The sequence below is a fragment of the Dyella flagellata genome (assembly GCF_030160275.1).
Taxonomy (GTDB): domain Bacteria; phylum Pseudomonadota; class Gammaproteobacteria; order Xanthomonadales; family Rhodanobacteraceae; genus Dyella_B; species Dyella_B flagellata.
In genome coordinates, this window is the sequence record NZ_BSOA01000047.1 from 121,370 (window position 1) to 144,021 (window position 22,652).

At 62.0% G+C, this 22,652-nt stretch carries 35 protein-coding genes; 3 read left to right on the forward strand and 32 right to left on the reverse strand.

Annotated features, from left to right (window positions below; all coding sequences use genetic code 11):
- Positions 1-7: 7 nt before the first annotated feature.
- Complete coding sequence (locus tag QQJ96_RS18735) at positions 8-1,171, forward strand: efflux RND transporter periplasmic adaptor subunit (protein ID WP_284333554.1); 1,164 nt, start codon at positions 8-10, stop codon at positions 1,169-1,171.
- A gap of 33 nt (positions 1,172-1,204) precedes the next feature.
- On the opposite strand, the gene QQJ96_RS18740 is transcribed toward QQJ96_RS18735, so the two are convergent.
- Both QQJ96_RS18740 and QQJ96_RS18745 read right to left on the reverse strand, forming a co-directional pair.
- Positions 1,205-2,491 (reverse strand): c-type cytochrome, encoded by a 1,287-nt coding sequence (locus QQJ96_RS18740; protein WP_284333555.1) that lies wholly within the window; start codon positions 2,489-2,491, stop codon positions 1,205-1,207.
- The gene (locus QQJ96_RS18745) at positions 2,488-3,183 is read right to left on the reverse strand and encodes a c-type cytochrome (RefSeq protein ID WP_284333556.1); all 696 of its coding nucleotides are present in this window, start codon (positions 3,181-3,183) and stop codon (positions 2,488-2,490) included. The genes QQJ96_RS18740 and QQJ96_RS18745 overlap by 4 nt, the downstream gene beginning before the upstream one ends.
- A 136-nt stretch (positions 3,184-3,319) precedes the next feature.
- On the opposite strand from QQJ96_RS18745, the gene QQJ96_RS18750 reads away from it, so the two are divergent.
- Complete coding sequence (locus QQJ96_RS18750; RefSeq protein WP_284333557.1) at positions 3,320-4,936, forward strand: amidase; 1,617 nt, start codon at positions 3,320-3,322, stop codon at positions 4,934-4,936.
- An 86-nt stretch (positions 4,937-5,022) separates the two neighbouring features.
- Entirely contained in the window at positions 5,023-5,901 is an 879-nt protein-coding gene (bla, locus tag QQJ96_RS18755; RefSeq protein ID WP_284333558.1) for a subclass B3 metallo-beta-lactamase, read from the forward strand.
- Positions 5,902-5,959: 58 nt separating this feature from the next.
- Here bla and QQJ96_RS18760 read toward each other — a convergent pair whose 3' ends face one another.
- The 30 genes from QQJ96_RS18760 to QQJ96_RS18905 all read right to left on the reverse strand — a co-directional run.
- Positions 5,960-7,324: a class II 3-deoxy-7-phosphoheptulonate synthase gene (locus QQJ96_RS18760; protein WP_284333559.1), complete on the reverse strand. Its 1,365-nt coding sequence runs from the start codon at positions 7,322-7,324 to the stop codon at positions 5,960-5,962.
- A complete protein-coding gene (locus QQJ96_RS18765; RefSeq protein WP_284333560.1) occupies positions 7,321-7,833 on the reverse strand; it encodes a disulfide bond formation protein B in 513 nt (170 codons plus the stop codon). The genes QQJ96_RS18760 and QQJ96_RS18765 overlap by 4 nt, the downstream gene beginning before the upstream one ends.
- Before the next feature lie 153 nt (positions 7,834-7,986).
- The gene (gene rplQ, locus QQJ96_RS18770; protein ID WP_284333561.1) at positions 7,987-8,367 is read right to left on the reverse strand and encodes a 50S ribosomal protein L17; all 381 of its coding nucleotides are present in this window, start codon (positions 8,365-8,367) and stop codon (positions 7,987-7,989) included.
- A 246-nt stretch (positions 8,368-8,613) separates the two neighbouring features.
- Positions 8,614-9,612, reverse strand: coding sequence for a DNA-directed RNA polymerase subunit alpha (locus QQJ96_RS18775; RefSeq protein ID WP_284333562.1), 999 nt, complete (start codon positions 9,610-9,612; stop codon positions 8,614-8,616).
- Positions 9,613-9,628: 16 nt separating this feature from the next.
- On the reverse strand, positions 9,629-10,255 hold the full coding sequence (gene rpsD, locus QQJ96_RS18780; RefSeq protein ID WP_284333563.1) for a 30S ribosomal protein S4: 627 nt from the start codon (positions 10,253-10,255) through the stop codon (positions 9,629-9,631).
- A gap of 11 nt (positions 10,256-10,266) precedes the next feature.
- Positions 10,267-10,656 carry a 30S ribosomal protein S11 gene (gene rpsK / locus QQJ96_RS18785; RefSeq protein WP_126683159.1) on the reverse strand — a complete coding sequence of 130 codons (390 nt, stop codon included), beginning with the start codon at positions 10,654-10,656 and terminating at the stop codon, positions 10,267-10,269.
- Between the two features lie 12 nt (positions 10,657-10,668).
- Positions 10,669-11,025 (reverse strand): 30S ribosomal protein S13, encoded by a 357-nt coding sequence (gene rpsM / locus QQJ96_RS18790; RefSeq protein ID WP_284333564.1) that lies wholly within the window; start codon positions 11,023-11,025, stop codon positions 10,669-10,671.
- A 122-nt stretch (positions 11,026-11,147) separates the two neighbouring features.
- A complete protein-coding gene (secY, locus tag QQJ96_RS18795) occupies positions 11,148-12,473 on the reverse strand; it encodes a preprotein translocase subunit SecY (protein ID WP_284333565.1) in 1,326 nt (441 codons plus the stop codon).
- A 3-nt stretch (positions 12,474-12,476) separates the two neighbouring features.
- A complete protein-coding gene (gene rplO / locus QQJ96_RS18800) occupies positions 12,477-12,914 on the reverse strand; it encodes a 50S ribosomal protein L15 (RefSeq protein ID WP_284333580.1) in 438 nt (145 codons plus the stop codon).
- Complete coding sequence (rpmD, locus tag QQJ96_RS18805) at positions 12,914-13,102, reverse strand: 50S ribosomal protein L30 (RefSeq protein ID WP_192678513.1); 189 nt, start codon at positions 13,100-13,102, stop codon at positions 12,914-12,916. Before rpmD ends, rplO begins: the two co-directional genes overlap by 1 nt.
- Positions 13,095-13,604, reverse strand: a complete 510-nt coding sequence (gene rpsE, locus QQJ96_RS18810) for a 30S ribosomal protein S5 (RefSeq protein ID WP_115495831.1) — start codon at positions 13,602-13,604, stop codon at positions 13,095-13,097. Before rpsE ends, rpmD begins: the two co-directional genes overlap by 8 nt.
- A 111-nt stretch (positions 13,605-13,715) precedes the next feature.
- The gene (gene rplR / locus QQJ96_RS18815) at positions 13,716-14,075 is read right to left on the reverse strand and encodes a 50S ribosomal protein L18 (protein ID WP_284333566.1); all 360 of its coding nucleotides are present in this window, start codon (positions 14,073-14,075) and stop codon (positions 13,716-13,718) included.
- 136 nt (positions 14,076-14,211) lie between these two features.
- Positions 14,212-14,739: a 50S ribosomal protein L6 gene (gene rplF, locus QQJ96_RS18820; protein ID WP_284333567.1), complete on the reverse strand. Its 528-nt coding sequence runs from the start codon at positions 14,737-14,739 to the stop codon at positions 14,212-14,214.
- Between the two features lie 10 nt (positions 14,740-14,749).
- On the reverse strand, positions 14,750-15,145 hold the full coding sequence (rpsH, locus tag QQJ96_RS18825; RefSeq protein ID WP_284333568.1) for a 30S ribosomal protein S8: 396 nt from the start codon (positions 15,143-15,145) through the stop codon (positions 14,750-14,752).
- A gap of 294 nt (positions 15,146-15,439) precedes the next feature.
- Entirely contained in the window at positions 15,440-15,745 is a 306-nt protein-coding gene (gene rpsN / locus QQJ96_RS18830) for a 30S ribosomal protein S14 (RefSeq protein ID WP_284333581.1), read from the reverse strand.
- A 69-nt stretch (positions 15,746-15,814) separates the two neighbouring features.
- On the reverse strand, positions 15,815-16,354 hold the full coding sequence (gene rplE / locus QQJ96_RS18835; protein WP_284333569.1) for a 50S ribosomal protein L5: 540 nt from the start codon (positions 16,352-16,354) through the stop codon (positions 15,815-15,817).
- 11 nt (positions 16,355-16,365) lie between these two features.
- Positions 16,366-16,680: a 50S ribosomal protein L24 gene (gene rplX, locus QQJ96_RS18840; protein WP_284333570.1), complete on the reverse strand. Its 315-nt coding sequence runs from the start codon at positions 16,678-16,680 to the stop codon at positions 16,366-16,368.
- Positions 16,681-16,694: 14 nt separating this feature from the next.
- Positions 16,695-17,063, reverse strand: a complete 369-nt coding sequence (gene rplN, locus QQJ96_RS18845; RefSeq protein ID WP_115477106.1) for a 50S ribosomal protein L14 — start codon at positions 17,061-17,063, stop codon at positions 16,695-16,697.
- Positions 17,064-17,078: 15 nt separating this feature from the next.
- Positions 17,079-17,339, reverse strand: a complete 261-nt coding sequence (gene rpsQ, locus QQJ96_RS18850; protein WP_284333571.1) for a 30S ribosomal protein S17 — start codon at positions 17,337-17,339, stop codon at positions 17,079-17,081.
- 12 nt (positions 17,340-17,351) lie between these two features.
- Entirely contained in the window at positions 17,352-17,537 is a 186-nt protein-coding gene (gene rpmC / locus QQJ96_RS18855) for a 50S ribosomal protein L29 (RefSeq protein ID WP_109723395.1), read from the reverse strand.
- Complete coding sequence (rplP, locus tag QQJ96_RS18860) at positions 17,537-17,950, reverse strand: 50S ribosomal protein L16 (RefSeq protein ID WP_126683172.1); 414 nt, start codon at positions 17,948-17,950, stop codon at positions 17,537-17,539. The genes rpmC and rplP overlap by 1 nt, the downstream gene beginning before the upstream one ends.
- 11 nt (positions 17,951-17,961) lie before the next feature.
- The gene (gene rpsC / locus QQJ96_RS18865) at positions 17,962-18,726 is read right to left on the reverse strand and encodes a 30S ribosomal protein S3 (RefSeq protein WP_284333572.1); all 765 of its coding nucleotides are present in this window, start codon (positions 18,724-18,726) and stop codon (positions 17,962-17,964) included.
- Between the two features lie 14 nt (positions 18,727-18,740).
- Positions 18,741-19,076 carry a 50S ribosomal protein L22 gene (gene rplV, locus QQJ96_RS18870; RefSeq protein WP_074547432.1) on the reverse strand — a complete coding sequence of 112 codons (336 nt, stop codon included), beginning with the start codon at positions 19,074-19,076 and terminating at the stop codon, positions 18,741-18,743.
- A 1-nt stretch (position 19,077) separates the two neighbouring features.
- Entirely contained in the window at positions 19,078-19,350 is a 273-nt protein-coding gene (rpsS, locus tag QQJ96_RS18875; protein ID WP_115477112.1) for a 30S ribosomal protein S19, read from the reverse strand.
- Positions 19,351-19,363: 13 nt separating this feature from the next.
- Positions 19,364-20,185, reverse strand: a complete 822-nt coding sequence (gene rplB, locus QQJ96_RS18880; protein ID WP_284333573.1) for a 50S ribosomal protein L2 — start codon at positions 20,183-20,185, stop codon at positions 19,364-19,366.
- A gap of 17 nt (positions 20,186-20,202) precedes the next feature.
- Positions 20,203-20,496, reverse strand: a complete 294-nt coding sequence (rplW, locus tag QQJ96_RS18885) for a 50S ribosomal protein L23 (protein ID WP_284333574.1) — start codon at positions 20,494-20,496, stop codon at positions 20,203-20,205.
- Entirely contained in the window at positions 20,493-21,095 is a 603-nt protein-coding gene (rplD, locus tag QQJ96_RS18890) for a 50S ribosomal protein L4 (RefSeq protein WP_284333575.1), read from the reverse strand. The genes rplW and rplD overlap by 4 nt, the downstream gene beginning before the upstream one ends.
- A gap of 11 nt (positions 21,096-21,106) precedes the next feature.
- A complete protein-coding gene (gene rplC / locus QQJ96_RS18895; protein ID WP_284333576.1) occupies positions 21,107-21,748 on the reverse strand; it encodes a 50S ribosomal protein L3 in 642 nt (213 codons plus the stop codon).
- Between the two features lie 20 nt (positions 21,749-21,768).
- Entirely contained in the window at positions 21,769-22,080 is a 312-nt protein-coding gene (rpsJ, locus tag QQJ96_RS18900; protein WP_017461875.1) for a 30S ribosomal protein S10, read from the reverse strand.
- A 413-nt stretch (positions 22,081-22,493) separates the two neighbouring features.
- Positions 22,494-22,652 (reverse strand): EF-Tu C-terminal domain-related protein (locus QQJ96_RS18905; protein ID WP_486599110.1); only part of this gene is annotated, 159 nt, incomplete at its 5' end.

Genomic DNA, 22,652 nt, shown 5'->3' on the forward strand with positions numbered 1-22,652 from the left:
GCCGATCATGTCCACCGCCAATGCTCCCCAACCCGCTGCCAAGCCTTCGCACGGTGCGCGACTCGTTCTCATCGGACTCGGCGTCGTGTTGGCAGTGCTGGCGGCCTTCGGCATCGTCAAGCGCGTGCACGCACGGCATGAACTGACTGCCGATACCAACCGCAACGCCATCGCCACGGTAGCCACGATCACGCCGAAAGCCTCACCCAAGGACCAGGGCCTTACCCTGCCCGGCACGGTCGCTTCGTGGCAAGACGCACAGGTGTACGCACGCACCACCGGGTACGTCGCCAAGTGGTACGTCGACATCGGCACGAAAGTAAAGAAGGGACAGCGCCTGGCCGACCTGGATACGCCGGATGTCGACAACCAGTTGCTGCAGGGCAAGGCGCAGATGCACACCGATCAGGCCAACGCCTCGTTTGCCAAAGTCACTGCCGATCGCTACGCCAAACTGGCTACGCAGGGATTGGTGGCGCAGCAGACAGCCGATCAGTACATGGCCCAATACAAGGCGGATTCGGCTACCGTGCAAGCGGATCAAGCGAACGTGGCGCGCTTGCAAACCATGCAGGACTTCAAGCACATCGATGCGCCCTATGACGGCGTCGTCACCCAGCGCAATCTCAATATCGGTGCGCTGGTGGATGCAGGCGCCAGCGGCAGCAATCTGTTCGTGATCGCCGATACCAGCAAGCTGCGCGTATACGTGGATGTGCCGGAAACCTATGCCGCCAGTGTGCACACCGGCATGCCTGCCGATGTCAGCCTGAGTACTTACGGAGCCAAGCCGATCACCGGCAGCGTCGCGCGCACAGCCGATGCACTCGATCCGAATACGCGTACCTTGCACACGGAAATCGACGTGGACAATACCAGGCAACAGCTGGTACCCGGCGTCTATGCCAACGTGAGATTGCAGGTATCGACCGCGACGCGCAATTACGTCGTTCCCGCCAACGTGCTGATGTTCCGCGCCGAAGGCTTGCGTGTCGCCCTGGTCGATGAAAAACAGCGCGTGCACCTGCAGCCGGTGACGCTTGGCCGGGATTTTGGCAGTACGGTGGAAATTACCGAAGGTTTAAGCGATTCAGACCGCCTGGTGCTGAGCCCATCGGACTCATTGTACGAAGGACAGCAAGTGAAGGATGCGAATGCGGCAAGCAGGTAGGGTTATTGAAAGGCAAAATCTTTCGATGCATCCCTAATCGATCGGCGTATGCCGATACGCAGCCACGTCCCGTTCCTGTACCGCCGCAGCATGGTTGGACCACGCTTGCCGGATGTAAGTGACCACCGCAGCAACGTCCCCATCGCTTAGCTGCTGCGCATACGGCGGCATGGAATACGGTCGCGCATTGCCCGCCGTCAACGGAGAGAACCCACCCAGCAAAACTACGCGCGTCGCGTTGATGCCCGTAGGTTCCACCACTGACGCATTGCCATCCAGTGGCGGGTAGACGCCGGCAATACCCGCACCATTCTTGCCGTGGCATTTCTCGCACCGTTCACCGTACACAACATTGCCGCGGCTGATAAGGGATTGGGCATTGAAGTTCGCGCGCGTCGGCGCTTGAGCGGCACGGGCCGGCAACGAAAGCAGATAATCGGCGATGGCTTGCAGATCATCTTCGCGCAGATATTGCGTGCTGCCGGCCACTACGTCTGCCATGGGCCCGACCGCCACACCCTTCGACGCCTGACCCGTTTTCAGCACAGCGATGATGTCCTGCCGGCTCCAACCCGTGAGGCCGCCGTTGGCCTGCGTACTCAGGTCCGGTGCATACCAGCCTTGCTCCGGTATCCGTCCCCCGGACAAGGTCGCGCTGGCCTCAAGGCCGCCCCACGCGCCACGCGCGGCATGGCATTCGTTGCAATGCCCAAGGCCTTGCACCAGATAGGCGCCACGATTCCACGACGCCGATTGCGAAGCGTCGGGCCGATACGTGCCCGCCTTGAAATACACGGCCCGCCACGCCGTCAGTGTGCTTCGCAGGTTATAGGGAAAGCGCAACGTCGGGGCTGCGTTCGGCTGGTGTGTGGGTCGCAAGGAGCGCAGGTAGGCAAAGATGGCGATGGCGTCATCGCGGTCGACCTTGGTGAACGAGGTGTACGAAAACGCCGGATAAAGCGGCTCGCCGTTGCGCCCCATGCCATCATGCAAGGCGCGCCAGAAATCCTGGAAACTCCAATCGCCGATGCCGGTTTCCGCATCCGGCGTGATGTTGGGTGCCGGGATGCTGCCGAACGGCGTGGGCAGCATGCGGCCCCCCGCAAATGATTGGCCACCGCGCAAGGTATGGCAGGAAACACAATCGCCGACGGTGGCCAAGTAACGGCCTTGGGCGATCACCTCGGGATCTTTCAACTTCGCGGCGATGACCGGATCTTCCGCTTGGGCCGGCAATTGCCGAGGTTGCCGCGACAGCCACCACCCGCCAGCCAGTACGATCACCAAAAGCACGGCAGGAATCCACAGCAAGCGCTTCATGCACCATCTCCGTGTGCCTGCAATACACCACAACGCAAGGGTGGTGTGATCGACCCCGCAGGCTGCGGGTGCGTATCGGCCGGCACTTGCCGGCCCGCCAGCCATGCCGAAACCGCCGTGATGTCTGCCGGCGCCAGGCGGCCGGCGATCTGGGCCATGCAGTCCGGCGCGGCCGAAGCGCGCGTGCCGGCGCGCCACGATCCCAGCTGAGCGCTGATGTAGTCGTAAGGCAGACCAGCCAATCCCGGCACCGACGGCTCCGTGCCGGTGAGCTGCTTGCCGTGGCAGGCCTGGCATGGGGGAATCTGGCGGGCGGGATCGCCCGAGGTGACCAGTTGCTCGCCACGCTGCAGCATCGATGGTGCCAGCGCCGGTACCGGCCTGCGCTCGTAAGGCACCTGCTGCGCGGCGAAGTACTCGGCAATCTCGTGCATGTAGTCCGGGGTGAGCGAACGCGCGATATATTCCATCGGCGCGTATTGGCGCAGGCCGCGTTGGAAGTTCTGCAACTGCAGGGCGAGGTAACCAGCCGGTTTGCCCGCCAGACGCGGGGAGAAGCCGCTACCGGAAGAGCCTTCGCCATGTAGCCCATGGCAGCTGGTACAGGCAGCGATTCGTTGCTGCAGGGTGTCAGGCACGCTGGCTTGATCTGCATGCGCAAGCGCGCCGCCCAGCAACAAGGCGAATGGCATCGCTCGTCGCAAGCGCCTATGGAGAGTCGGCCAGCCCCTGGTATCCATGCCGAAAGTATAGGGGTTGCCCGTACGCCAACCATGACACCTGCGGTTATGCTGCGTCATCACGCCACGCCCAGATCCGGAGGTTGCCATGCATCGCCCATCGCTGTTGTGCGCCGCACTTGCGCTGGCCGTTCTCCCTGCCGCTGCGCTTTTCGCCCAGGACGGCCATGCAGTGGCATGGCAAAGCGTGACCGAACTTCAACAACAGATGGACGCGGGCAAGCTCGCCAGCAAGGCGCTGGTACAGGACGATATCGCACGCATCCGACAGATCGATCAAGCCGGCCCGACCTTGCGTTCGGTGCTGGAATTGAATCCAGATGCCACCAAGATTGCCGCCGAACTGGATGCCAGTCGCAAGTCTTCGCATGGCGCCCTGTATGGCATCCCGGTGTTGTTGAAGGACAACATCGATACCGGCGATCACATGCTGACCACGGCCGGTTCGCTCGCGCTGATGGGGGCACCGGCGCCGCAAGATGCCGCGCTGGTAACGCGTTTGCGCAAAGCCGGCGCCGTGATTCTGGGCAAGGCCAACTTGAGCGAATGGGCGGATTTCCGCTCCGCCCATGCCAGCAGCGGCTGGACCGGCCGCGGCGGACAGACGCGCAACCCCTATGCGTTGGATCGCAATCCCTGCGGATCCAGTTCGGGTTCCGCGGTAGCTGTCGCCGCTGGCCTGGTGCCCGTAGCGGTAGGTTCGGAAACGGACGGATCGATCATCTGCCCGGCTTCGATGAACGGCATCGTCGGCATCAAACCGACGCTGGGCCTGGTCAGCCGCAGCGGCATCATTCCGATCAGCCACAATCAGGACACAGCCGGCCCGCTGGCGCGCAGTGTCAGCGATGCGGCGATTTTGCTCACTGCGTTGGCAGGCAGCGACCCGCACGATCCGGCCACGGTCGATGCGGATAAACACGCTACCGATTACGCACACTTCCTCGACCCGAACGGCTTACGCGGCAAGCGCATCGGCGTGGTGCGTCAGCTCGCCGGCAATGAGCCCAATGCCGATCGCGTGCTGGATGAAGCGATCGCGGTGATGAAGGCGCAAGGCGCGATCATCGTCGACCCGGTCACCCTGCCGCATCTGGCCGAGCTAGGCGATCCGGAAATGACCGTGATGCTGTACGACTTCAAGCATGACCTCAACGCCTATCTGGCGGGCCATAAAGGCCTGAAGGTCAAAACGCTCGCCGACCTGATCGCTTTCGACCAGCAGGAATCGGCACGCGAAATGCCATGGTTCGGGCAGGATCTGTTCGAACAGGCGCAAGCCAAGGGGCCGCTGACGGACAAGGCTTACGTCGATGCGTTGACCAAGGCGAAACAATTCTCCGGGCCGCAAGGCATCGATGCCGCGCTTGCGGCCAATCACCTGGATGCCTTGCTCTCACCCTCATGGGGACCGGCGTATCTCACCGACTTGGTGCTCGGCGATCACATCGTCAGCGGGAATCCCACCATTGGCGGCGCATCGCAGCCGGCTGCGGTGGCGGGTTATCCATCGATCACCGTGCCGGCGGGGTGGACGCATGGCCTGCCAGTCGGCATCGTGTTCTTTGGCACCAAGTGGAGCGAACCGACGCTGATTTCGATCGCCTACGGCTTCGAGCAGCATACGCACGCATGGCAGGCGCCGAAGTTTTTGCCGACGGTGGATGGCAACGCCTACGCACCAGTGCCTGCGCAGCGCCATTGAATGCGCATCAGGCTGGCCGAAAACCGCTCGTTTCGGCCAGCCCAACGGCGTAGGGTGGCACTTCTGCTTTCGACACGGAGATGTGCATGAAGTCCTGGCCAGTCCTATGCGCGACGATGTTGGCGTGCGCTTTGTCCCAAGCTAGTGCCGCACCCAGCGACCCGCACTATTCCTTCAAGCTCTGGGAACAGCCGCAGAAGCCATTTCGTATCTACGGCAACACGTATTACGTCGGCTCACACGGCCTTAGTGCCATTCTGATCACCTCGCCCGCAGGTCACGTGCTCATCGATGCCACGCTGCCGGAAAACGCAGCGATGATCGAAGCGAATATTCGTGCGCTGGGCTTTCGTGTCCAGGACATCAAGCTGATTCTAAACACCCATACGCACTTCGATCACGCCGGCGCCATCGCCGCGTTGGCGCGCGATAGCGGCGCACAAGTGGCTGCGAGTGCGAAGTCGGCCAGGGTATTGGGGTTGGGCGGAAACGACCCGGACGATCCTCAGCGCGGGCTGGTGAAGTTCTATCCCAAGGTCACCGACGTTCGTATCGTGGCCGACGGAGAGACCGTGCACGCCGGTCCTTTGGCATTGCAGATGCACGCGATGCCTGGGCACACGCCTGGAGGCACTGGATGGACCTGGCGCTCCTGCGAAGGCAATCGCTGCCTGTCGATGGTCTATGCCGACAGCATTTCGCTGCTTAGCGCGGACAATTATCGCTATACCGATCCGACTCATTCGGAACTCGTCGCCGGCTACCGGCATGCGCTTGGCATGCTGGCGGCGCTGCCGTGCGACATCTTGCTCACACCGCATCCGCGCGATGGCTTCTTCGAGAAGGCGGCGCAGATTGTGCCAGGAAAACCCAATCCGTTGATCGATGCGCAGGCCTGCAAGTCCTATGCGGATGAAGGACAACACAATCTCGAACAGCGCGTGCGCAAGGAAGCCGGGGCGTAGGCTGGGATGACAATCCCAGCTGCCATGTGCATGGCGATGCTGGGATTATCATCCCAGCCTACGTCAGGCCGCCGGATTTGCGCACGATCAACATCGCCAACTCCAGCGATTGCTCGTAGTTGAGACGTGGATCGACCATCGATTTGTAGGCGCGCTGCAAGTCGGCCTCGCTCAAGTCGCGCGCGCCGCCCATGCATTCGGTGACGTCCTCGCCGGTGAGTTCCAAGTGCACGCCGCCCAGGTGGGTACCGGCAGCAGCGTGGATATCGAATGCCTGATCCAGCTCGCTGCGGATATTGTCGAAGCGACGTGTCTTGTAGCCGATGGAGGTGTTCTCGGTATTGCCGTGCATGGGATCGGCCACCCACAGCACGCGGCGCCCTGCGCGCCTCACCGCATCGAGCAGCGGGGGCAGCTTTTCCGCAATGGAAGCATGGCCCATGCGATGAATCAGCGTGAGACGGCCGGGCTCGTCTTCGGGATTCAAGGCGTCGATCAAGGGCAGCAGCAGTTCAGGCGTGACCGACGGCCCCACCTTCACTGCAATCGGGTTGCGAATGCCGCGGAAATATTCCACGTGCGCACCATCCAGGGCGGCGGTGCGCATGCCGATCCATGGGAAATGCGTGGAAAGATTGAACCAGCCGCGATGGCGAGGGACCTGGCGTGTCAGCGCTTGCTCGTAATGCAGCAGCAGCGCTTCGTGCGAGGTGAAGAAATCCACGCGCGTAAAACCGGCGATGGGGCCGGCCAGGGTTTCCATGAAACGCAGCGAATCGCCGATGCCCGCCACCATGCGGCGATATTCGGCGGCCAACGGCGAGTGTTCCACCCAGGCCAGATCCCAATATTCGGGATGGTGCAGGTCGGCGAAGCCACCGTCGACCAGGGCGCGCACGAAGTTCATCGTAAGCGCGGAATGCGCGTGGCCACGAATCAGGCGCTGCGGATCGGGCCGGCGCGCTGCGGCGGTGAAGTCCGGGCCGTTGACCACGTCACCGCGAAAACTAGGCAGAGTGACGCCGTCATGCGTCTCGGTATCGGCCGAGCGCGGCTTGGCATACTGCCCGGCGAAGCGACCCACGCGCAGCACCGGCTGCTTGAGGCCATGCACCAGCACCAGGCTCATCTGCAACAGCACCTTGAGGCGGTTGGAGATGATCGGGCTCGTGCAGTCGGCAAAACTTTCGGCGCAATCGCCGCCCTGCAAGAGGAAGCGCTTGCCTTCCTGCGCCTCGGCCAGCGCCTGCTTCAGCGCCAGCACTTCCCAGGACGTGACCAGCGGCGGCAGTTGCGACAGCTCGCCAAGCGCACGGCTGAGTTCGGCAAGGTCCTCATACTGTGGCTGTTGCAGAGCCACGCACTGTTGCCAGGACATAGGTGTCCAGGTCGATGACTCGATGGATCGCGCGGATTGGCTCATAGACGCAACCTCGGCGTGCCGCGCTGCAAAGTCACACGTAGCGCCAATATCGAAAGAAGAACAAACCACAGCAAGGCCCACAACGGGATGGGCAGGCCCAGGATCGGCTGGATCTTGGCGCATTCGCCGGAACCGGTGAACACCATCTTCAGGGCCTTTTCGAACGGGAACGCGTTGAACATGTAGGCCAAATTAGGACCGCAGGCAGGCACCCGATCCGGTGGCAGCGACATGATCCACAGATGGCGCATCGACATCACGATGCCGAATAGCGCACCCAGCAGCACCGGGCCGGTATAGAACCAGCGCCCGCCCGCTCGCGGTCCGTGCACGGCGCCGACCAGGAAGAACAGCGCCATGAACAGGAAGCCGATGCGCTGGAAGATGCACAGCGGACAGGGTTCCAGCCCCCACTGGTATTCAGCATACAGGGCAAACCCCAGCAGGCCGGCGCAGATCAGGAAGCCGACAAGAAAACTGACGCGGTAAGACCAGCGGAGGGGATTCATGGGGGAGCGTTTCGTGATATCGGGCCCCTGACATTACCCGCTCCTCGCCGCGCTGTCAGCAGACGGCCGGCGCGGCCTTCCAAAAAGACAAACCCCGGCGGGCAGACCCGCCAGGGTTCGTATTTGGACGTCCAAAAAGGACTTGCGGCGAGCTTACTCGGCTGCCGCCTCGGCACGCGGGCGATCCACCAGCTCGACGTACGCCAGCGGAGCATTGTCGCCCGAGCGGAAGCCGCACTTGAGAATGCGCAGGTAGCCGCCGGGACGCTCACGGTAGCGCGGCCCCAGCTCGACGAACAGCTTGCCTACAGCCTGTTTGTCGCGCAGGCGCGAGAAAGCGAGGCGGCGGTTGGCAACGCTGTCGGTCTTGGCCAGCGTGATCAGCGGTTCAGCCACGCGGCGCAGTTCCTTCGCCTTGGGCAGCGTGGTGCGGATCAGCTCATGCTTGATCAGCGACGCGGCCATGTTCTTGAACATCGCTTCGCGATGGCTGCTGGTGCGGTTGAGCTTACGCCCGGATTTCATGTGACGCATGATGAGATTCTCTTTGTCTGTTGTTATGAAAAACCGGTCCTTAATGGCCGGCTTCCCGCGGGTTACCCGCTATCAAGCCCTTGATGGAACGGGCTCTTATTAAGAGTGCGGCCATGGATGGCCGCTTCTAGTGTTGAACCAGTGCGTTGAACACACACGGTCCACCATCTACCTACTACAGCGATCAAGGACGATCGCATCAATAAATCTACAGCCGCGGTCTCTTCGACCGCGGCTGTAGGTAAATCAGCCCAGCTGCATGCCGTGCGACAAGCCCGGCGGCGGCCAGTTTTCGAGCTTCATGCCGAGCGCGAGACCACGCACGCCCAGGACATCCTTGATCTCGGTCAGCGACTTCTTGCCGAGGTTCGGCGTCTTCAACAGCTCCACCTCGGTCTTCTGCACCAGATCGCCGATGTAGTAGATGCTCTCGGCCTTCAGGCAGTTCGCCGAACGCACGGTGAGCTCCAGATCGTCGATCGGACGGAGCAGCAGCGGATCGAAACCGCCCTTTTCCGCCTTGTCCGTGGCGCTTTCGCGACGAGAGAAATCACCGAACACCGACAGCTGGTCGTTGAGGATTTCAGCGGCCTTGCGCACCGCGTCTTCCGCACCGATGGTGCCGTTCGTCTCAATGTCGAGGATCAGCTTGTCGAGGTTGGTACGTTGCTCCACACGAGCCGCGTCCACTTCGTAAGCCACTCGCAACACCGGCGCGAACGAGGCATCGAGCTGCAGGCGGCCGATCGGGCGCGCTTCATCGTCCGGATGCTGGCGCGCGCTGGCCGGCTGATAGCCGACGCCACGACGCACCTTCAGACGCATGTTCAGCGTGATGTCCTTGGTGAGATGGCAGATCACGTGTTCGGGATTGATGATCTCCACCGAGTGATCGACGGCGATGTCGCCGGCCGTGACCACGCCCCGGCCCTTCTTGGACAGGGTGAGGGTGACTTCATCACCCGTGTGCTGACGAATCGCCACTTCCTTGAGGTTGAGCAGGACTTCGATGACGTCCTCCTGCAAACCTTCCAGGGTGGTGTATTCGTGCAGCACGCCATCGATTTCGACCTCGACAATGGCGCTGCCGGGGATCGATGAGAGCAGCACACGACGCAACGCGTTGCCCAGGGTGTGGCCGAAACCGCGTTCAAGCGGTTCCACCACCACCTTGGCGCGATTCGGTCCGAGCTGTTCAACGCTGAGGCCGCGAGGCCGCAGTACGCTGGTTGACGAAACTGCCATGCAGGGCTCCGGTTGATTACTTCGAATAAAGCTCGACGATCAGCGCTTCGTTGATGTCGGACGGCAGATCCGCGCGATCCGGCACCGACTTGAGCGTGCCGGCGAACTTCTTGGCGTCCACCTCGACCCACTGCGGGCGCAGGTCCATCGTGTCGAACACGGTGGCGGCTTCCTGCACGCGCAGCTGGTTGCGCGCGCGCTCGGTCAGCGCGATCTCGTCACCCGGGCGCACCTGGTAGGACGGAATATTGACCTTCTTGCCGTTCACCAGCACCGACTTGTGCGAAACAAGCTGACGGGCCTGGGCGCGGGTGACTGCGAAACCCATGCGGTAAACGACGTTGTCCAGGCGGCTTTCCAGCAAGCGCAACAGGTTCTCGCCCGTATTGCCTTTCAGGGTGGATGCCTTGGTGTAGTAGTTGCTGAACTGACGCTCAAGCACACCGTAAATGCGCTTGACCTTCTGCTTCTCACGCAGCTGAACAGCATAGTCGGACATGCGCATGCGCTTGTTGGCGCCATGCTGGCCGGGCTTGTTCTCCAGCTTGCATTTGGAATCGATAGCGCGCGCCGGGCTCTTCAGACTCAGGTCCGAACCTTCGCGACGCGCCAGCTTGCAGGTAGCTCCACGATAACGTGCCATGGTTGTGCTCCTTAGACGCGACGCTTCTTGGGGGGACGGCAGCCGTTGTGCGGAATCGGCGTTACGTCAATGATGTTGAGAACCTTGTAGCCGAGGGCGTTCAGCGAACGCACCGCCGACTCACGGCCCGGGCCTGGGCCCTTGATCCGCACTTCCACCGTCTTCACGCCGTATTCGCCGGCGGCACGACCAGCCTTCTCGGCGGCGACCTGGGCAGCGAACGGGGTGGACTTGCGCGAACCGCGGAAGCCCGCACCGCCAGCGGTCGCCCACGAGAGCGCATTGCCCTGGCGATCGGTGATGGTGACGATGGTGTTGTTGAAGGAGGCCTGCACGTGGGCCACCGCATCGGTGACGACGCGCTTGACTTTCTTCTTGGTCTTGACTGCTGGCTTTGCCATGACTTATTCCAATTATTTCTTGATCGCGCGACGCGGGCCCTTGCGGGTGCGTGCATTGGTACGCGTGCGCTGGCCGCGCACCGGCAGGCCGCGACGATGGCGCAGGCCGCGATAGCAACCCAGGTCCATCAGGCGCTTGATCGCAATACCGACCTCACGGCGCAGATCGCCTTCCACGACATACTTGGCGATTTCGTGGCGGATCTTCTCCACCTCGCCTTCGCTCAGCGACTTGATCTGAACATTCGGGTTCACACCCGCGTCCACGCAGACCTTCTTGGCCCGGCTGCGGCCGATGCCGTAGATGCTCTGCAAGCCAACCCAGACGTGTTTCTGGACCGGCAAATTGACACCCGCAATGCGCGCCATGATGTACTTTCTCCGATTGCTTTCGTGCGCGGTAAACGCGCAATTCTAACCTTAATCAAACTGTCAGGAAAGTGCCGCGGGACTTAGATACCGCCGCCTCTCCACCGGAACCTGCCTGCGCCTCAGCCGCGGCGCAGGTTGGCCTTTTTGAGCAAACCTTCGTACTGGTGGCTGACCAGATGCGCCTGCACCTGGGCGGTGAAGTCCATCACCACGACCACCACGATCAGCAGCGACGTGCCGCCGAAGTAGAACGGAACATGCCAGGCGTTCTGCATGAACGTCGGCACCAAACAGACCAGCACCAGGTAGAGGGCGCCGACGCCGGTCAGGCGGGTCATCACCGAGTCGATGTACTCGGCCGTCGAACGACCTGGACGAATGCCCGGAATCAGAGCCCCGGACCGCTTCAGGTTGTCCGCCGTGTCCTGGGAGTTGAAAACGATCGCCGTATAGAAGAAGGCGAAGGTGATCACCAGGACCGCGTAAACGATGTCGTAGAGCGGCTCGCCCGGGGTCAGCACCTGGATCAAGTCCTGCAGCCAACGCGATTGATGGCTGGCATTGCCCCAGGTGGCGGCCATCGCCGGGAACATCAGGATACTGTTCGCGAAGATGGGCGGAATCACACCCGACATGTTGATCTTGAGCGGCAGGTGCGAGGTCTGGTTCATGTAAGACCGTTGCCCGCCCGACCGTCGCGCATAGTTCACGGTGATACGCCGCTGGGCGCGCTCCATGAACACCACGAACGCCGTCACCGCCAGCACCAGGGCTACCACCATGACCAGCTTGATGGTGGTCAGCTCACCGTTGCTCGACATCGACAGCGTATGTCCCACCGCGCTCGGCAAGCCGGCCACGATACCCGCGAAGATCAGCAACGAGATGCCGTTGCCGATACCGCGTTCGGTCATCTGCTCGCCCAGCCACATCAGGAACAGCGAGCCCGCCGTCAAACCGACCACCGAGGACAGGATGAACCCGAAGCCCGGCATGTAGACCACCGGCACACCACCGCTGGTCTGCTGCTTCATCAACGCCACCGCAATGCCGAAGGCCTGGAAGGCGGACAAGCCGACCGTGCCGATGCGGGTATACGTCGTCAGCTGGCGCTGGCCCGACTGCCCTTCCTTGCGCAAGGCCTGCAGGCTCGGAATGACCGAGCCCATCATCTGCACCACGATCGAGGCGGAGATGTAGGGCACCACGCCCAGCGCAAATACCGAGAAACGACCCAGCGAACCGCCCGAGAACATGTTGAACATGTCCAGGATGCCGCCGCTCTGACCGATCAGGTTAGCCATGGCATCGGGGTTCACGCCCGGCACGGGAATGAACGAGCCGAGACGGTACACGATCAGCGCACCGATCACGAAGAAGATGCGCTGACGCAGCTCGGTCAACTTGCCGAGCGATCCTACCGATGGACCCTTGGCTGCAGCCACGAGTTACTCCACGCTGCCGCCGGCAGCCTCGATGGCAGCCTTGGCGCCCACCGTAGCCAGCAGACCGGACAGCTTCACCGCCCGGCCGATCTCGCCCTTGGCGACGACCTTGACCTTCTTGGCGCGGCTGTCGATCAGGCCAGCCTGATGCAGCACCACCGCGTCGATCACGTCAGCCTTGAGGCTGGCCAGCTGATACAGGAACACCTGCTGGCTCTCGGCCTTCTTCAGCGAACGAAAGCCGACCTTCGGCAAACGGCGCTGCAGCGGCATCTGGCCACCCTCGAAACCGAGGCGGTGGCTGCGACCGGTACGGGCATGCTGACCCTTGTGGCCGCGACCGGCCGTCTTGCCCAGGCCCGAGCCGATACCACGACCGACGCGAAGACGAGTCTTGCGCGAACCCGCAGCGGGCTTGATGTCATTCAGACGCATAATGATTACTCCTCAACCCGGACCAGGTAGTAGACCGTGTTGATCAGGCCGCGAACCTGCGGGCTGTCCTTCAGTTCACGGACGTCGTTGGTCTTGTTCAGACCCAGCGCCTTCACACTGAGGCGATGGCGGGTCTGTACGCCGCGCAGGCCCTTGACCAGGCGGACGCGGATGGTTTTTTCGTTGTTAGCCATTGCCCAGCACCTCTTCCACGGTCTTGCCACGCTTGGCAGCGATCTGCTTCGGCGAGGCAACGGCCTGCAGGCCCTTGATGGTGGCGCGCACCAGGTTGATCGGGTTGCGCGAGCCAACGGCCTTGGCCAGCACGTTCTTCACACCGACCACTTCCAGCACGGCGCGCATGGCACCACCGGCGATCACGCCGGTACCTTCGGAGGCCGGCTGCATGTAAACGCGCGCAGCGCCATGGTTAGCCTTGATGGCGTACCACAGGGTGCCGTTGTTCAGGTCGATGCTAACCATATTGCGGCGGGCACGGTCCATCGCCTTGGAAATGGCCACCGGCACTTCACGCGCCTTGCCATAGCCGAAGCCGACCTTGCCCTCGCCATCGCCGACCACGGTCAGCGCGGTGAAGCTCATCTGGCGGCCGCCCTTGACGGTCTTGGCCACGCGGTTGACGGCAATCAGCTTCTCGAGCAGGCCGTCTGAGTTTTCGCGATCAGTAGAAGACATTATCTTTTTCCGTGTGCCCGGACCATCCGGGGCTTTTGCTTGCGGCTGAGCCGCTTAGAGTTGTAGTTACAGCAGACCGGGACCGACCCTCAGCGGGCCTCGCCCCTTTTTTTAGAACTTCAGGCCAGCTTCGCGAGCGGCATCGGCCAACGCCTTGATGCGGCCGTGATAGCGGAAACCAGAACGATCGAAGGCAACGGCTTCGATACCGGCAGCCTTGGCACGCTCGGCAATCGCCTTGCCCACGGCAGCAGCGGCTGCCAGGTTCTTGGTGCCTTTCAGGCCTTCGGCCACGGACTTCTGGACGGTGGAGGCAGCTGCCACCACGTTCACGCCCGAGGCGTCGAACACCTGCGCGTACAGATGCTGGCCAGTGCGATGCACGGACAAGCGTGCAACGCCGAGCTTGCGGATGTGCGCGCGTGTGGACTTGGCGCGGCGCAGACGGGCTTCATTCTTGTTCATAGTCATATTCCTAAGAAACGGATCGGCTTTGGCAGTTCGCTCTTTTGAAGAGTCCAGCCATGGATGGCTGGGTCACTTCGCGAGGGATCGCTCTTTGAAGAGTCCGGCCACGGATGGCCGGGTCACTTCGCGAGGGACCGCCTTACGCCTTCTTGGCTTCCTTCAGGGTGATCTTCTCGCCGGCATAGCGCACGCCCTTGCCCTTGTAGGGTTCCGGCGGACGATAACCACGAATCTTGGCGGCAACCTCGCCGACCAGCTGCTTGTCCGAACCCTTGATCAGGATTTCGGTCTGCGTCGGGGTCTCGAGGGTGATGCCCTCGGGCGCGTTGAACACGACCGGGTGGGAGAAGCCGAGGCTGAGGTTCAGCGCCTTGCCGGCCATCGAAGCGCGGTAACCCACGCCGACCAGCTCCAGCTTGCGCTCATAACCTTCGGACACGCCCTTGACCATATTGGCCAGCAGCGCGCGAACGGTACCGCCGAACTTGTCCTCGGCGCCTTCGGCGACCTGGACGTTGACCACGCCGTTCTCGACCTGCACCGAGGCGCCCGGCAGTGCATGCACCGACAAGGTGCCTTTGGGGCCCTTCACGGCGATGCTGCCTTCGGCAACCTTCAGCTCGACGCCCTTGGGCAGGGTAATGGGTTTCTTGGCAACACGAGACATCGGAAGCTCCTTACGCGACCATGCCGATGACTTCGCCGCCCACGCCCTTGGCGCGAGCCTGCGCGTCGGTCAGCAGACCGGCAGACGTCGAAATGATCGAAATGCCCAGGCCTCCGAGCACCTTCGGCAGCTCGTCCTTACCGCGGTAGACGCGCAGACCCGAGCGGCTCACGCGCTCGATACGCTCGATTGCGGGACGGCCTTCGAAATACTTGAGCTTGATCTCGAGCACCGGCTTGCCCTCCGCTTCGGAGGTCTTGGCGTCGAGGATGTAGCCCTCGTTCTTGAGAAGGTTGGCCAGCGCCACCTTCAGCTTCGACGACGGTACGCTGACAACCTGCTTGCCCGTAGCCTGGGCATTGCGGATGCGCGTAAACAGATCGGCGATGGGATCAGTCATGCTCATGAAAACATCCTTCAGAGTGCACCGATATCCGATAAAACCGGAGATCAATTCTAGATTGTGAGCCGGTGGAAAGACCGGCCTGCGATGCGCAGACCGTCGATCATATCAGCCTTTTCCAGCTTTTGCGAATATTGATGCGACAAAGTAGTCGTTACCCTCCCCAGCTTTCGCGAGAAAGGCCAGGGACGGGCTTTCGGCAGGTGCCCGTTACAGACACCGCCCGGTTTCTTTTGGTGGAGAGCAACCTCCACCCCGAGCCACCCTCCGAAGAGCGCGGCCGGCTATTGCACTGGCTTACCAGCTCGCCTTGCGCAGGCCCGGAACGTCGCCGCGCATGGTGGCTTCGCGCAGCTTGTTACGGCCCAGGCCGAACTTGCGGTACACGCCACGCGGACGGCCTGACAGTTCGCAGCGGTTGCGCAGACGGCTGGCGCTGGAATCGCGCGGCAGCTTCTGCAGCTTGGCGTTCGCGTCCATCTTTTCCTCGTACGAGGATTTCGGATTGGCCACGATAGCCTTCAGCTCGGCGCGCTTGGTGGCGTACTTCTTGATAAGTTTGGACCGCTTGATATCGCGGTTAACCATCGATGTCTTTGCCATGTTTCGGTTCTCTTTTTTGAAGAGTCCGGCCATGGATGGCCGGTCTTTCTTCGATCACGGACGATCGTATCAATTACGAAACGGGAAGCTGAAAGCTTCCAGCAGCGCCTTGGCTTCCTCGTCGGTCTTGGCCGTGGTGGTGATGGAGATATCCATACCGCGCATGGCGTCGATCGCGTCGAAGTCGATTTCCGGGAAGATGATCTGTTCCTTGATGCCGAAGTTGTAGTTGCCACGGCCATCGAAGGCGCGACCCGAAACGCCGCGGAAGTCGCGGACGCGGGGCAGCGAGATATTGATCAGGCGATCCAGGAATTCCCACATGGTGGCGCGGCGCAGCGTGACCTTGCAGCCGATCGGCCAGCCGTCGCGGATCTTGAACGAGGCCACGGATACGCGCGCCTTGGTCGTGATCGGCTTCTGGCCGGCAATCTTGGCCATGTCCGCCACGGCGTTCTCGAGCACTTTCTTGTTGCCCGCCGCTTCGCCCACGCCCATGTTCAGCGTGATCTTGGTGATGCGCGGAACCTGCATCACGTTCTGGTACCCGAAGCGCTCGGTGAGCTTCTGGATGACCTGTTCTTTGTAAAAGGTTTCAAGGCGCGTCATGTTCGTGTTCCTCACGCGTCCACGACCTCGCCGGACGAACGGTACACGCGGACCTTGCGCCCATCAGCGAGCGTTTTGGCACCGACGCGTTCACCCTTGTTCGTGGCGGGGTTGAACAGCTGCACGTTGGAGATATGGATCGAGGCCTCACGCTCCACGATGCCGCCGGCCTGATTGGCCTGCGGATTGGGTTTGGTGTGGCGCTTGACCAGGTTGACGTTGGAGACGAACACGCGATCGCCTTCAACGCGCAGCACGTCGCCGCGCTGACCTTTGTTTTTGCCGGTGATCACGATGACCTGATCACCCTTGCGGATACGGTTCATGGTTCTTCTCCGCCTCAGAGCACTTCGGGTGCGAGCGAGACGATCTTCATGAACTTCTCGCCGCGCAGCTCACGAGTCACGGGCCCGAAGATACGGGTGCCGATCGGCTCGAGCTTGTTGTTGAGGAGCACGGCCGCGTTACCGTCGAAACGGATCAGCGAACCGTCGGCGCGGCGCACACCCTTGGCGGTACGAACCACCACGGCGTTGTAGACCTCGCCCTTCTTCACCTTGCCACGCGGGATGGCATCCTTCACGGTGACCTTGATCACGTCACCGATCGCGGCGTAACGGCGCTTGGAGCCGCCGAGCACCTTGATGCACATCAGTTCCTTGGCGCCGCTGTTGTCGGCAGCGGAAAGCGTGCTTTGCATCTGGATCATGGCTGCACCCTCCCCTTACGCTTCGGCGCGCGTGACGATTTCGACCACGCGGTGATGTTTGGTTTTGGAAAGCGGACGGCACTCCGCGATGCGCACCACGTCGCCCTCGTTCGCGCCCAGATCATCCTGCGCGTGGAGCTTGGTGGAACGGCGCACGATCTTGCCCAGCAGCGGATGCTGCACCTGGCGCTCGATCAGTACGGTGACCGTCTTTTCCATCTTGTTGCTGATGACACGGCCCTCGAGGGTACGTGCCTGCTTTTGGTTGTCGCTCATGTCGGCCGCCTCTTACTTCTTGCCGCCGAGCACGAACTTCGTGCGGGCGATATCGCGCCGAACGCGGCGCAGTTGGTGCGGCTGGCTGAGCTGCCCGGTGCCCTTTTGCATGCGCAGGTTGAACTGCTCCTTGCGCAGGTCCAGCAGGTGCTGCTTCAGCTCTTCGGCCGACTTGGTTGTTAGGTCTTTGATGGCCATCACATCACCGCTCTGGTCACAAACTGGGTCTGCACCGACAACTTGGCAGCGGCCAGGCGGAACGCCTCGCGCGCGGTTGCCTCGTCGACACCCTCGATTTCGTAAAGCATGCGGCCCGGCTGGATCGGTGCGACCCAGAACTCCACGCCACCCTTGCCGGCGCCCATACGGACTTCGATCGGCTTCTTGGTGATCGGCTTGTCGGGGAACACGCGGATCCACAGCTTGCCGCCACGCTTCACGAAACGCGTGATGCAACGACGAGCCGCTTCGATCTGGCGTGCGGTCAACGCACCGTGCGTGGTGGCCTTGAGCCCGTACTCGCCAAAGCTGACGAGGTTGGCGCTGAAAGCCAGGCCGTCATTGCGGCCCTTGAACTGCTTGCGGTATTTGGTTCGCTTGGGTTGCAACATGGCAACTCTCCTTACTTCGCCGTCCGCTCGCGACGGCCTTCACCGCCCTCGCGATCGCGACGCCCTTCACGACGCCCCTCGCCACCCTCGCGCTCACGACGCGGCTGTGCGGCCTGCTCTTCCTTCGGCTCCTGTCCGATCTGCGCCAGGTCGAAGATTTCGCCCTTGTAGATCCAGACCTTGATGCCGATGATGCCGTAGGTGGTCTTCGCCTCGGCGGTGCCGTAGTCGATGTCAGCGCGCAGCGTATGCAGCGGCACGCGACCTTCGCGGCTCCACTCGGAGCGGGCGATCTCGGCGCCGTTCAGACGGCCGGACACGTTGATCTTGATGCCCAGCGCGCCCAGGCGCATCGCATTGCCCACCGAGCGCTTCATCGCGCGACGGAACATGATGCGACGCTCAAGCTGCTGTGCGATCGACTCGGCCACCAGCTGGGCGTCGAGTTCGGGCTTGCGCACTTCGTTGACGTTGATGTGCGCCGGAACGCCCATCATCTGACTGACTTCCTTGCGCAGCTTCTCGATGTCCTCACCCTTCTTGCCGATCACCACGCCCGGGCGGGCGGTGTGGATCGTCACGCGGGCGGTCTTGGCCGGACGCTCGATCTGGATCTTCGAGATACCGGCGGCTGCTAGCTTCTTGCGCAGCATCTCGCGGACCTTGAGGTCGGCAGCGAGGTACTGGGCGTATTCGCCCTTATTGGCGTACCACTTCGAGTTCCAGTCCTTGGCAATACCGAGGCGGATACCGGTGGGATGAACTTTATGACCCATCGTCTTCAGTCCTCTTAGTTACCAACGACCACGGTGATGTGGCTGGTGCGCTTCAGGATGCGCGAACCGCGGCCCTTGGCGCGGGCATACATACGCTTCATCGCCGGACCCTCGTCCACGAAGATGCGCGAAACCTTCAGCTCGTCGACATCGGCGCCGAGATTGTTTTCGGCGTTGGCGACGGCCGACAGCAGCACCTTGCGAACAATGTGCGCGGCCTTCTTGTTGGTGAACTGGAGCACGTCGCTGGCTCGGCCCACGGGCATACCGCGGACCAGGTCAGCTACCAGGCGTGCCTTTTGCGCTGAAATGCGAGCGCTGCGCAGGATCGCTTTGGCTTCAGTGCTCATCTCACTTGCCCTTCTTATCGCCGCCATGGCCCTTGAAAGTACGCGTGACCGCGAACTCGCCGAGCTTGTGCCCGACCATGTTCTCGTTCACCAGTACCGGCACGTGCTGGCGACCGTTGTGGATGGCGATGGTCAATCCCACCATTTCCGGCAGGATCATGGAGCGGCGCGACCAGGTCTTGATCGGACGCTTGGAGTTGGTGGAAACCGCAGCTTCCACCTTCTTCACGAGGTGAAGGTCAACGAACGGACCTTTCTTCAATGAACGCGGCATGACGGTTTCCTAGTTACTTGCGACGACGCACGATGAACTGCTGCGTGCGCTTGTTGTTACGGGTCTTGTAGCCCTTGGTCGGCGTGCCCCACGGGCTGACCGGATGACGGCCACCGGAGGTACGGCCTTCACCACCGCCATGCGGGTGATCGACCGGGTTCATCACCACGCCGCGGACGGTCGGGCGGATGCCCTTCCAACGGGTGGCGCCAGCCTTGCCCAGCTTGCGCAGGCTGTGCTCGGAATTGCCCACTTCACCAATGGTGGCGCGGCAATCGACCGGCACTTTGCGCATTTCGCCGGAGCGAAGACGCAGGGTGGCGTAACCGGACTCGCGTGCGATCAGCTGCACCGAGGCACCGGCCGAACGCGCGATCTGCGCACCCTTGCCGGGCTTCATTTCCACGCAATGCACGGTCGAACCAACCGGGATATTGCGCAGCGGCAGGCTGTTGCCAACCTTGATCGGCGCGTCGTGACCGGAGACCAGGCGATCGCCCACCGCCACGCCAGCCGGCGCGATGATGTAACGGCGCTCGCCGTCGGCGTAGCACAGCAACGCGATGTGCGCGGTGCGGTTCGGATCGTATTCCAGGCGCTCGACCTTGGCGGCAATGCCTTCCTTGTCGCGCTTGAAGTCGATGATGCGGTATGCCTGCTTGTGACCGCCGCCGCGATGACGAGTGGTGATGCGACCAAAATGGTTGCGACCGCCCGTCTTGTTCTGACTCTCGGTCAGCGGTGCGTACGGCGCACCCTTATGCAGCCCCTCGGTGCGGACGCTAACGGCGTCGCGACGACCCGGCGAGGTTGGCTTGTGATTGATTAGTGCCATCTGTCAGAACTCCTGGCTCAGGCCTTGGCCGCCACGTCGATCGTCTGGCCTGCGGCAAGACGAACGTACGCCTTGCGCTTACCCTGACGGCTGCCCGCGCGGAAACGGAAGGACTTGACCTTGCCCTTGGCATTGACGAGATTCACCTGTTCGACCTTGACGTCGAACATCTTCTCGACCGCTGCACGGACGTCGGCCTTGGTCGCCTCGGGGGCAACCACGAATACGTACTGGTTGTGTTCGGCCAGACGGGCCGCTTTTTCGGAAATATGCGGCGCGCGCAGCGTATTGAGAATGCGTTCGTTGCTCATGCCAGCCACTCCTCGACTTTCTTGACCGCTTCGACGGTCATCACCACATAGTCGGAACCGACCAGGCTGACCGGGTTCAGCGCGAGCACATCCACTACATGCAGGTAGGGGATATTGCGCGAGGCCAGGTACAGCGCTTCGTTCGCATCTTCCGACACCAGCAGCACACGACCGGACACTTCGAGTTCGGCCAGCTTGGCGACCATCGCCTTGGTCTTCGGCGCGTCGATGCCGAAGCCCTCGACCACCTTCAGGCGACCCTGACGGTTCAGCTCCGACAGGATCGAACGGATGGCCACGCGATACGACTTGCGGTTGACCTTCTGCTCGTAGCTGCGGGGCTTGGCCGCGAACGTGACACCACCACCCACGAAGATCGGAGCGCGGTAATCGCCGTGACGGGCGCCACCGCCCTTCTGCTTCTTGAACTTCTTGGTGGTACCGGACACGTCGCTGCGCGAAAGCTGCGACTGCGTACCGGCGCGACCACCTGCCTGATAGGCCACCACGACCTGGTGGACCAGGGCCTGCTTGAACTCACCGCCGAACACTTCGTCCGACACGTTGAGCGGCTTGGCGCCAATTACATTCAGTTCCATGCCGTCTCTCCTCAACCCTTGGTGGTCGGACGGATGACGACGTCGCCACCGGTAGCACCCGGCACCGCGCCCTTCACCGCAATCAGGTGACGCTCGCCGTCGACCTTGACCACTTCCAGACCTTGCACGGTACGGTTCACCGCACCCATGTGGCCCGACATTTTCTTGCCCGGGAACACGCGACCCGGCGTCTGACGCTGGCCGATAGAACCCGGCGAGCGATGCGACAGCGAGTTACCGTGGGTGGCGTCACCCATGGTGAAGCCATGGCGCTTGATCGTGCCCTGGAAACCCTTACCCTTGCTGACGCCCGCCACGTCGACGATCTGGCCGACCTGGAACACTTCGTCAGCCTTGATTTCGGCGCCCACGGCATACTTGCCGGCGTCAGCCGTGTTCAGGCGGAATTCCCACAGACCACGACCCGGCTCAACCTTAGCCTTGGCGTAGTGACCCTTCTCCGGGTTGGTCAACAGGCTGGCGCGCTTGACGCCTGCGGTGACCTGCACCGCGCTGTAACCATCGTTATCTTCCGTCTTCACCTGCGTTACGCGATTCGGGGTCGCTTCAATCAGCGTCACCGGAATCGAGCGTCCGTCTTCGGTGAAGAGTCGGCTCATGCCGCATTTGCGGCCAACCAGTCCGATACTCATGTTCGTATCCTGTCTATCGCTCAACCAAGCTTGATCTGAACGTCAACGCCAGCGGCGAGATCGAGCTTCATGAGCGCGTCCACGGTCTTGTCGTTGGGATCGACGATGTCCAGTACGCGCTTGTGCGTACGGGTTTCGTACTGATCGCGAGCGTCTTTGTCGACGTGCGGCGACACCAGAATGGTGTAGCGCTCGATCTTGGTCGGGAGCGGAATCGGACCGAGTACCGTAGCGCCGGTGCGCTTGGCCGTCTCGACGATTTCGCTGGCCGAACGGTCGATCAGACGATGATCGTACGCCTTGAGCCGAATGCGAATCTTTTGGTTCGCCATAACCGTGTCCTGTTATCTAAAGAACAAACTGTGAATCGAGATAGCTTCTCGCCACCTCGCACAACCCAATGCATTGCAGATCCCCGGATCAGGCCCGAGGCAGGCCCTGCAAGAGCCCCTCTCACACACTTGCGTACTTGAGAGACCTCAAAACGCCAGGCAGGCCGTTTTGCGGCCTGCCCAGACATATATCGTATGCGGAAACCCTTTTGGTGACAGAGACTTAGCTCCACACCGGGACCCCGCAACATCCTTGTTAGCGAACTCGAAGCACGTCCTGTACCTCATTTCGCGGTGAGCCATTCACTAGGGAATGGCAAATCAACTCAGCGACTATAACTTATTTACAGCCATAGGACAAGCACTTTACAAAAAAGCCGCCTGGGTCGCAGGCGGCTTTCGTACAGCGGACCTTACTTGGTGATCTTGGCGACGACGCCGGCACCCACGGTGCGGCCGCCTTCGCGGATCGCGAAACGCAGGCCTTCGGTCATCGCGATCGGCGAGATCAGCGTCACCGAGATCTTCACGTTGTCGCCCGGCATCACCATCTCCGTGCCCTCCGGCAACTT